The organism is Acidimicrobiia bacterium (assembly GCA_040881685.1).
GTDB lineage: Bacteria > Actinomycetota > Acidimicrobiia > IMCC26256 > PALSA-555 > SHVJ01.
Genome location: JBBECS010000035.1, coordinates 60101 through 69625 on the forward strand (window position 1 = coordinate 60101; position 9525 = coordinate 69625).

The 9525-nt window shown below is 68.2% G+C and carries 10 protein-coding genes; 2 read left to right on the forward strand and 8 right to left on the reverse strand.

Features of this window, described 5'->3' with window-relative positions; genetic code table 11:
• The first annotated feature begins 13 nt into the window (after positions 1-13).
• On the forward strand, positions 14-802 hold the full coding sequence (locus WEE69_08155; GenBank protein MEX1145261.1) for an SDR family oxidoreductase: 789 nt from the start codon (positions 14-16) through the stop codon (positions 800-802).
• Between the two features lie 2 nt (positions 803-804).
• Here the strand turns inward: WEE69_08155 and WEE69_08160 are convergent, their stop codons facing one another.
• Genes WEE69_08160 through WEE69_08170 form a run of 3 tightly spaced genes read right to left on the reverse strand, consistent with a single transcriptional unit; the run spans position 805 to position 3698 of the window.
• Complete coding sequence (locus WEE69_08160; GenBank protein MEX1145262.1) at positions 805-1710, reverse strand: hypothetical protein; 906 nt, start codon at positions 1708-1710, stop codon at positions 805-807.
• Between the two features lie 33 nt (positions 1711-1743).
• Positions 1744-2523, reverse strand: a complete 780-nt coding sequence (locus WEE69_08165) for an SDR family oxidoreductase (GenBank protein ID MEX1145263.1) — start codon at positions 2521-2523, stop codon at positions 1744-1746.
• The gene (locus WEE69_08170) at positions 2520-3698 is read right to left on the reverse strand and encodes an acyl-CoA dehydrogenase family protein (GenBank protein MEX1145264.1); all 1179 of its coding nucleotides are present in this window, start codon (positions 3696-3698) and stop codon (positions 2520-2522) included. Before WEE69_08170 ends, WEE69_08165 begins: the two co-directional genes overlap by 4 nt.
• Positions 3699-3741: 43 nt before the next feature.
• Between WEE69_08170 and WEE69_08175 the strand changes: the two genes are divergently transcribed.
• Positions 3742-4191: a MaoC family dehydratase gene (locus WEE69_08175; protein ID MEX1145265.1), complete on the forward strand. Its 450-nt coding sequence runs from the start codon at positions 3742-3744 to the stop codon at positions 4189-4191.
• 9 nt (positions 4192-4200) lie between these two features.
• Here WEE69_08175 and WEE69_08180 read toward each other — a convergent pair whose 3' ends face one another.
• From WEE69_08180 to WEE69_08200, 5 genes are all read right to left on the reverse strand, one after another.
• Positions 4201-5784 (reverse strand): hypothetical protein, encoded by a 1584-nt coding sequence (locus WEE69_08180; GenBank protein ID MEX1145266.1) that lies wholly within the window; start codon positions 5782-5784, stop codon positions 4201-4203.
• A gap of 133 nt (positions 5785-5917) precedes the next feature.
• Entirely contained in the window at positions 5918-6478 is a 561-nt protein-coding gene (locus tag WEE69_08185) for a hypothetical protein (protein MEX1145267.1), read from the reverse strand.
• Positions 6479-6528: 50 nt separating this feature from the next.
• Positions 6529-7413, reverse strand: a complete 885-nt coding sequence (locus tag WEE69_08190; GenBank protein MEX1145268.1) for a CPBP family intramembrane glutamic endopeptidase — start codon at positions 7411-7413, stop codon at positions 6529-6531.
• 83 nt (positions 7414-7496) lie between these two features.
• Entirely contained in the window at positions 7497-8222 is a 726-nt protein-coding gene (locus WEE69_08195) for a dienelactone hydrolase family protein (protein MEX1145269.1), read from the reverse strand.
• A 23-nt stretch (positions 8223-8245) separates the two neighbouring features.
• On the reverse strand, positions 8246-9484 hold the full coding sequence (locus tag WEE69_08200) for a zinc-binding dehydrogenase (protein ID MEX1145270.1): 1239 nt from the start codon (positions 9482-9484) through the stop codon (positions 8246-8248).
• Positions 9485-9525: the final 41 nt, after the last annotated feature.

The window sequence follows — 9525 nt, forward strand, 5'->3', positions numbered from 1 at the left end:
ATACCGTCGGGGCGTGACCACCGCCACGGACCCGCTCGACTTCAGCGGCAAGGTGGTGATTGTGACGGGTGGTTGCCGCGGCGTTGGACGCGGCATCACCGAGCGCTTCCTCGGAGCCGGCGCCGACGTGCTCGTGTGCTGTCGCAACGAGCCCGACACGCTTCCAGCTTCTGATGGGCGCGAGGCGACGTTCGTTGCTGCCGACGTGCGTGACCCCGATCAGATCGACACCGTGATCGCCGCGACGATCGAGCGTTTCGGGCGACTCGACGTGCTCGTGAACAACGCGGGCGGATCGCCGCCGGCCGATACCGCGACCGCGTCACCAAAGTTCTCGACCGCGATCATCAACCTCAACCTCATCGCACCGCTCGTGTTCGCGCAACGGGCGAACTCGATCATGCAAGAACAACCCGACGGCGGGGTGATCATCAACATCGCGAGCGTGAGCGGCACCCGAGCCAACCCCGAGGCCGCGGCCTACGGCGCGGCGAAGGCCGGCCTGCTCAATGTGACCGAGACGCTCGGCGTCGTGTTCGCACCCCAGGTGCGTGTCGTCGGCGTGATCGCAGGCATGATCGTCACCGAGCAGGCGCGCTTCTTCTACGGCGACGAAGAAGGCATCGCCGCTGTGGGCGCAACCGTGCCTGCGGGGCGCATGGCGTATCCCGACGACATCGGCGATGCGTGCCTGTTCCTCGCATCATCGTTGGCGAGGTACATCACGGGGACAAGCCTCACCGTGCACGGCGGCGGTGAGGTCGCGGCATACATCGACGCGTCCAAAAACCGCTCCGAGTAGCGCTACCGCACCCCGAGGTACTGGTACCAGCGTTGCTTCGAGCGGTCGGTCAGCTCGACCGCGCCGTTTCGTTGCTGCCAGCTGATCAGCACGTCTTCGTCCTCGAGGAAAGCGATCACATCGTCGTGCGGCTTGTTCACGAACGCCATCCACAGGCTCCCGCGCAACCGCAACTCACGAACAGACTCGCGCTCGATGCGCCACTTGAACTCTCGGAGCGGGCCGAAGGCACTGAGCGCGTCAGTACGCGCTCGGGCTCCGCGAGCACGTTCGACGTCGATCGCCACGACGTCGCGGACGCGTCGTGCAACCAACCACGGCTCGGTGCCCTCGCCGTCGAACACTCCGACGGCGAAGTCCTGGGAGCGGAGGAGCCGTGCAAGTGGTCCGAGCACGTCATCGCGAGCAGGTTGGCGAGCGCCGGTGGCTCTGATCGTGGCGCGCCACGTGGTGACGCCCAGGACACCAAGCATCTCGGTGTCGCGCTCGGCGCGCTCACGGTGCCAGCCTTCGAGCACGGTCAGGGCCCGCGGTCGCAGATCGAGCGATACCGCCCCCTGATGGAGCTCGGGCAACCAGCGTCGCATCGTGACGGCGGGAAGCGGATCGGCCGCGAGCACGCGCGTGCGCGCCTTGTCGAGGGTGACGGTCACGGTCGGCTTCTTGGTCTTCGTCGGCCGCTGGGCCTTCCCGAACGCGAAGACGCCGGCGTCGAGATCATCGGTGTAGAACCACATCTGGTCGCCTGCCGCGACGTCGACGAGTGGACCCCGCACCTCACAGACGACACTGCCCAGACGACCACCGAGTGCGGCGTCTTGGAGCTTGCCGAACGCGTTTTCGAGGGTTCGACCGGACGCCTGCACGAACCGCAGATGACGCCAAACGGGGACGAGCCAGGCACTCACGAGAGACAGTCTGACCGCAGGCTGAGGGGTCAGCTACGGATGCTGACTGCTCACGGAGACGATCTCACCGGTCATGTAGGAGGAGTAGTCGCTCGCGAGGAACACGATGACGTTTGCCACCTCCCATGGTTCCGCGGGTCGCCCGAACGCCTCGCGCTCGGTGAGCTCGGCCAGCAGCTCGTCGGTCGTGGTCTTGGCGAGGAACGGGTGCATCGCGAGGCTCGGCGCGACCGCGTTGACGCGCACCCCGTGCGGCGCCGCTTCGAGCGCGGCGCACCGGGTCAACGCCATCACGCCCGCCTTCGCCGCCGCGTAGTGGGCTTGACCCGCTTGCGCGCGCCAGCCGAGGACCGAGGCGTTGTTGACGATCACGCCCGCGCCGCGCGAGAGCATGTGACGCAGGACGGCACGGGTGCAGCGAAAGGTGCCGTTGAGCGTGACGTCGAGCACGCCGCTCCACTCCTCATCCGTCATGTTGACCAGGTCGGCGGTGCCTCCCAGACCGGCGTTGTTCACCATGACGTCGATGCGACGGTGCGCGCTGAGCGCATCGTCGACGAGCCGCGTCACTTGATCGTCGTCGCGCACGTCGCACACGACGGAGAGCGGGACCGTGCCGCACACCTCCCCGAGCTTCTCGGCAGCCTCCCCGAGACGCCGCTCGTGGTGGTCACTGATGACGACGGTCGCCCCCTCTTCGGCACAGCGCTTCGCCGTCGCGAATCCGATTCCCGTGCCGGCCGCGGCCGTGACCACGACCACCTTGTCGGCCAGCAACCCGTGCGGTGGAACCTCGGGTGGCACTGAGCTCATGAGGGCTCTTTCGGTAGACCGAGTGCACGCTCGCCGATGATGTTGCGTTGGATCTCGTCCGAGCCGCTGTAGATCGTGTCGGCGCGTGAGTACAGGAACATGCGCTGCAACAAGGACAGGTCGTAGGGGAGGTCGTCGGCGATCTCGGCGTCGGGACCGAGCACGTCCATCGCGAGCTCGCCGATCGAACGGTGGACCCCGGCCCAGTAGAGCTTGTGCACTGCGGTCAAGGGTGTCATCTCGCCGCGTGCGAGCGGTGTCAACGAGCGCAGCGCGTTGAACCGCATGATGCGCAAGCGGATCGTGGCGTCGGCGATACGCTGACGAACGACGGGGTCGTCGACACGACCGGTCTTGATGGCGAGCTCACGGATCGTCGTGAGCTCGTTCTCGAAGTTCAACTGCTGACCGAGGGTCAGCGCGCCGCGCTCGAACGCGAGCGTTCCCATCGCGACCTTCCAACCTTCGTTCACGTCTCCGACGACGTTGCCGATCCCCGTGCGAGCGCCTTCGAAGAACACCTCGTTGAACTCCGACGTGCCGGTCAGCTGCTGGATGGGACGGATCTCGATCCCGGGTTGGCGCATCGGCACCAGCAGGTACGAGATGCCCCGATGCTTGGGTGCGTCGCGATCGGTGCGGCACAGCACGAAGCACCAATCGGCCCAATGGGCGAGCGAGGTCCACACCTTCTGCCCGTAGATCACCCACTCGTCTCCGTCGGCCTCGGCGCGCGTGGCGACGTTGGCGAGATCGGAGCCGGCGTCGGGCTCGGAGTAGCCCTGGCACCAGAGCTCGTCGCCTTTCGCGATCGGTGGGAGGAAGCGGCGCTTCTGCTCCTCGTCGCCGAAGTGGATGATCGTCGGGCCGAGGAGCCCTTCGCCCACCAGGCCGACGCGCCCGGGGCCGTGTGCCCGCGCGTACTCCTCGTAGAAGATCACCTGCTGGGTCAGTGAGAGTCCGCGCCCGCCGTACTCCTCGGGCCACGCAACGCACGTCCAGCGCGCGGCACCGAGCGCGCGCTCCCACGCAAGGCGCTCTTCGAACAGGGCATGTTCGTCGCCAGGTCCCCCGCGGCCACGCACAACGGCGAACTCTCCGACGAGCTGGTCGGTGAGCCAATCGCGAGCTTCCTGACGGAAGGCCTCGTCCTCGTCCGAGAAGCGCAGATCCATCAGATTCGGAGCGTAGTGAAGAGCCGTTCTCTACGATGCCTGCGTGCAGTTCAACTCGGCCGACGAGCTCAAGGCAGCCGTCGGCACGCATCTCGGCTTCAGCGAGTGGACAACCATCGACCAGGCCCGCATCGACACGTTCGCGGAAGCCACGGGCGACCATCAATGGATCCACGTCGACCCCGAGCGCGCCAAGGACGGGCCGTTCGGAACCACGATTGCCCACGGTTATCTGACGCTCTCGATCACGAACCTGTTCCTTCCGGAGCTCCTGGTCGTCCCGACTGCTTCAGCCGGGGTGAACTACGGCGCGAACAAGGTCCGTTTCCCGGCACCCGTACCCGTCGACTCGCGCATCCGCATGGGCTGCGAGATCCTCGAGTGCACGGACGTGGCGGGCGGCGTGCAGGTCGTGACGCGCAACACCGTGGAGATCGAAGGCGCCGACAAGCCGGCCTGTGTCGTCGAGGCGATCAGCCGCTTCTTGTTCTGAATCGGGGATTCAGTCGAGCCAGGTCCTGATCTCGTCACGCACGGCGCGGCACGGCGCGTCGTCGAGTCGGGCGTCCCACGACGGCTCGAGCGACAGCACGAGACTCGGCGCCTGCCAGGCGGCGGCACCTGCGTTCACCACATCGGCACTGAAGGACCAGAAGCCCGATCCGTGCGAGCTTCGGCCGCGCAGCACCGCACGGATCAGATCTTGCGTGGTGCGATCGCCGAGCAATCCCCCGTGGAACGCGGGCACGACCGCGTGTCGAAAGCCGATCTCCACCGGAGCGGGGGCGCTCACTCCGGAGTCCAGCGGCAACACCACGAACGACCGCACCGCGGGCGGCGGGCAGCGCAAGAGCCTGGAGAGCGCCGGCTCCTCGTTCACGATCGAGCGGAACAGCGGCGTATCGGACGACACGTCGACCGGCCCGATCCAACCGAGCGCGCCCGCGATGCCGTCGGTCACCGTTCCCGTCACCACACCCCAACCCTCGTGACCGAGGCGCGGGTAATGCACACGTCCGGGTTCCACCAGCGGACTGAGGAGCACCAGCGCGCGCACGGGCGCGTTCGGGGTCCCGGCCATGTACGCCTGCGCAATGAGCGCGCCCTCGCTCTCGGCGACAATGCTGACCGGCGCGCCGGTCGCGCGTCGAAGTTCGGCGACCTGGCGACGCATGGCATGGACGAGCGACCGGATCGAGCCGTGCGTCGCCCCGCGGTCGTACGGACGGGGCCTGCCCTGCTCGTCGAGACCGGCGTACGAGAAGCGAGCGATGCGGTGCCTGCCGTCGACCCACCGGCGCGTGACGCCGTCCCACTCCGAGTTGAACCCCTTCACGACGAGCACGGGCGGGCCGGAAGCGTCGGATCGGACCTCTGGGAGTTGGGTGCGCCCGGACTCCACCGCCACCGCGACCGCGAACCCGAGCGCTGTTCCCACCACGACGAGCACGACGACGGCAGCGATCCCAACCAGCGCGAACGGCTGACGACGCGTGCGCGTGACGACGCGTCCGGCCAGGGCATGCACCATGCGAGCTCGGGACCAGGCGATGCCAACTCCGACAACGGCCGCGATCGCTGGTCGCGCCCACGACGGCGACACCGCGATCACCGCACCCCCGCCCGTCAGGATCGCGAACGCCCACAACAAGGAGGTCACGCTCGCTCGGTTCGGCGCGTCCCTGAGCCAGGTGCGCTCGACCGTTCCGTGGTGTACCAGCAGCCCGATCATGACCAGCACCGGCACCGCCACGTAGAAGAGCCACGACAACGACGTCACCGCCATCGAGAAGGTGAGAGCCGCGAACGGGAGCAGGACCACCGCTTGGACGGCGGTGAACGTCACGCTGGCGCGCAGGTGCTCACGCCAGCGCGGCACCTCGATCGCTTGCGGCCACGCGGCGCGAGTCAGGACGACGTCCAGTGTCGTGCGCAGGACGAGAATGAGCCAGAGCGCGACCGCGAACCCGAACCACGATGAGTGGTAGACGAGCAACCACCGCAAGTCGTGAAAGACGCCGAACGGGGCGGGGGCCACGACCTGGGGTGAAAGCGCAGCAGCCGCCGGGGGTCCGAACAGCACCACGAACAGCGCCTCGAGCGCGGCCGCGCCCGCGCTCAGCCCGATGAGCAGCCGGCGGTCGCGGAGGCGGCGGCTCCGCCGACCGCCGGAGCACGGAGCCGTCGCCCGTGACGGCGACCAAGGGAGACGCAGGCGACTACCGCCCGCGGGTTGAAGTTGCTGCGCGCCGCTTCTTCGGCCTCAACGCCGCTTGCAGCTCCGACTTCGACATCGACGACCGTCCCGAGATGCCCTTGCGCTGCGCTTCGGCGTAGAGCTCATCGAACGAGCGATCGTCATCCCGGTTGTCGACCGGCTCGGCAATCGCGGGACGATCGCTGGGCGCGGCAACCTCGCCTTGGATCGCGTCGATGCTCATGCCCGTGCGCTTCGAGATGAGGTTGTAGAGCGCGAGGATCCCGACGGCGATCGCGACGATGAACGCGGTGAAGAGGGCGCCGATCAAGAGCACCAGGATCCAGTCGCCCAGCGTGTCCGCCTGGAACTCGTCGAACCCCACTTGATGCATCAAGCCCTCGACCGCGGCCGTCATGCCGTTCGACAGCAGCCACGGGAGGAAGGCGGCGAGGAAGAACAAGAGGAAGGCGACGCCGATGAACGCCCCCATGACGATCGCCGCTGACCGCAAGTCGAACTCGCGGACGACCTCACCGGTCTCCCGGTGGGCGTCGCGTGTGAAGGGTGTGAGCGCCCGCATGGGTTCAGCGTAGGCGGGTGACTGGTCCGCCCGCATCGCCGGACGCGTGGTCAGGCGATGGGCTCGGCCCCTACGGTCGGTGTCGCGCTTGTCGGGACCGTGAGGTCGACCTCGACCGGAGTACGTCGGAGGACCCCGAGACGAAGGCCGGCCACGACCGTGCCACTCACCAGAGCGAGCAGCGCGACAGTGCTGATCGCGTTGCGCGCCGCGACCGACATGTCGCCCGCCAAGACGGCGAGGGTCACGAGGTTCAGTAGGGCGTGCACGATCGCGGCGGGGATGAGAGCCCCCGTACGCAGCACGGCGTAGCCGAGCACGAGACCGAGGCTCGCGAACGGCAACGCGTGCAACGCGTCGCTCATCTGTGCGATGTGGCCCGGAAGTGCGCTGAAGACGAGGCTGCCGATCAAGAGCGCGGCGAGCCCGGGCGCGAGGCCCCATTCACTCGCGTTGCGCCAGTCGCGCCCGAGCAGTCGGGCGATGAGCGCACCCACCACGATGATGATCGCCAAGCGGTAGATGAGCTCCTCGCCGAGCGCGGCAAGGACCAGGCCCAAGGCCTCGGGCCACCCGCCGATCTCGAGCGCGTACGAGACGACGGCATACGCGAGCACGCCGCCAACGACCACGAGGAATTCGCGCCACGCGCGACGGTTCGTGCGATCGAATCCCAGGCGGTTCAAGCCGATCATGCACGCCAGGAGCAGACCCAACGGCAGCGCGGGCGACACCGGCACACGACCGAGCGACCCGAGCGACACGCCGGCCCACGCAGTCACGGCGTCGACGGTGACCGCGATCGTCGCCACCGCCATGACGGCGGGCGTGAACGGCCAACGCGTCCAGCGCGTCCACTCCCATCGCGAGCGACGACCCGGTGCCACAACCCCACGCGTCTCGATCCGCTCGGACGCGCGCCCCTGAACGCCCACTCCGCTCCTCTCCGCGGTGCCCCGTCACCAAGTGTGGCTCAGTCTCACGTACCGCGTCCAACGCGGTCACGGTGAGCGTTTACCTAGGTAAAGGGCACGGCGATGTGGGTCTGGAACCACTCAAGGGTGCGCTTCCATCCGTCGGCCGCGGCCTCCGGGTGGAATGAGCCCCGAACGTCGCAATGGAAGCCGTGCTCGGCCCCCGGGTACCGCACCAGGTCGGTCGCGACCGGCGCGCGCTCGAGCGCTTCGCGAAGCGCTTCGACGTCCTCGATCGGGATCCCGCCGTCGGCGTCGCCGAACAACCCGAGCCACGGCGTCTGCAGCGTGGCTGACTCACCGATGAGCGGCTCGAACGGGAGCATGCCCTTCGACGCGATGCCGCCGCCGTAGAAGCCGACGGCCGCGCCGATGGCCCGGCGCGCCGCCACGAGGAACGTGACCCGACCGCCGAAGCAGAAGCCGACGATGCCGATCTGTGAGCTCTCGAAGCCCTTCGAGTGCAAGTGGGCGAGGGTCGCGTCGACGTCGGACAGCACGCCCTCGTCGGTAACCCCCTCGAAGAGCGGCATCACCGAGGCGAAGTCGTCGTAACCGGCCGTGCCGCCCCTGGCGCGGTGGAACAACGCCGGTGCAACAGCGTGGTACCCCGCCGCGGCCGCGCGCCGGGTGACGTCCTGGATGTGGTCGTTCACCCCGAACGCCTCTTGGATGACGATGACCGCGCCCCGAGCGTCGCCGTCAGGCGTCGCCTCGTAGCAGTCCATCGGCCCGTCGGGCGTCTCGAGCGTGATCATCGTGTCAGCCATGGCAGAGCTCCTCGGCGTGCTCGCTACCGGAAGTCGAACGCGACCTTGATCGCTCCGGACCGATCCTGGGTCGCCAGCGCGCCGAACGCATCACGCCATTCACCGAGCGGGAACTGGTGCGTCAGCATGCCGGTGAGGTCGACACGCCCACTCGACACGAGGTCGAGGTAGTGCTCGATGCCGTGCTTGCGGACGCCATCCACCTCTTCGAAGCCGAACGCGTTGGACCCGACGAACGACAGCTCCTTGAAGTAGAGCGGCGTGTCCTCCCAGAAGGTCGGACCGTGCACACCGGCCTTCACGAGCGTGCCCCGCGCCTTGCAGACGCGCGCGCCGACCTCGAATGTCTCCTGCTTCCCGATCGTGTCATAGACCACGTCGATGAAGCCGGGGAACGCCATGGGTAGTCCGTCGCTGTCCTTGAGCACACCGCCGGACCACGCCGCGGCCTCTTCGATGACCTGCCGGGCCGGCGTGTGAGCGATCACCGTCGCGCCAAGCTTGCGGGCGAGCTCGGCCTGGGCCTCGAAGCGTGCGACGACGAGCACGTCCACGTCGGGATAAAGCGCGCACACGATGGCAGTCGCGCACGTGCCGAGCGCGCCTGCGCCGTACACCATCACCTTGCCGCCCGGTGTCGGTGGGTGGCGCGTGATCGCGTGCAGGCTGACCGTGAACGGATCGGCGAACACGGCGAGCTCGTCGGGAACGTTGTCGGGCACCTTGAACAACTGTGAGTCGTGCGCGGGCATGAGCTCGGCGTACCCGCCGTTCCCCGACGCCGAGGTGCCGATGTGGATCCCGGGTTGCAGCGGACCCTCCGCGAAGTTCCAGCAGAGGCTGTAGTCGCCGATCTCGCATGGCGGACACACCGGGTCGATGCCCCGCGGCCCGCACGAGAGCCACGGGTTCAGCACCACGCGGTCGCCCACTTCGAGACCCTCGGCCTCGGGCCCAACGGCCACGACATCGGCGACCACCTCGTGCCCGAGCACCTGCGGGAGCGAGAAGAACGCCTTCATCGGATTGTCCTCGCCCCCGACGTTGCCCCAGTCCATGAACACCTGCTTGGAGTCGGAGCCGCAGATGCCCGTGAGGCGTGGCTTCGTGATGACCCAGTCGGGCAGCAGGAACTCGGGCTCGTCCATGTCGACGAGCTGCATCGGGGTGTTGGCGAGGCCGCGCAACAGCAGGTTGTCGGCGTCGTCCCCCGTCGGCTGCGGCCACGGCTCCGGCTTCACTCCGTACAGCAGTGCCTTCATGTTCTTCTCCCGATCGCGTCGCGGGGGGGGGGGGGGGGGGG

Excerpts from the sequence above, each read along its gene's own strand:
- WEE69_08165 (MEX1145263.1), bottom strand. The coding sequence starts at position 2,523 with ATGAGCTCAGTGCCACCCGAGGTTCCACCGCACGGGTTGCTGGCCGAC.
- WEE69_08170 (MEX1145264.1), bottom strand. The coding sequence starts at position 3,698 with ATGGATCTGCGCTTCTCGGACGAGGACGAGGCCTTCCGTCAGGAAGCT.
- WEE69_08185 (MEX1145267.1), bottom strand. The coding sequence starts at position 6,478 with ATGCGGGCGCTCACACCCTTCACACGCGACGCCCACCGGGAGACCGGT.
- WEE69_08195 (MEX1145269.1), bottom strand. The coding sequence starts at position 8,222 with ATGGCTGACACGATGATCACGCTCGAGACGCCCGACGGGCCGATGGAC.
- WEE69_08200 (MEX1145270.1), bottom strand. The coding sequence starts at position 9,484 with ATGAAGGCACTGCTGTACGGAGTGAAGCCGGAGCCGTGGCCGCAGCCG.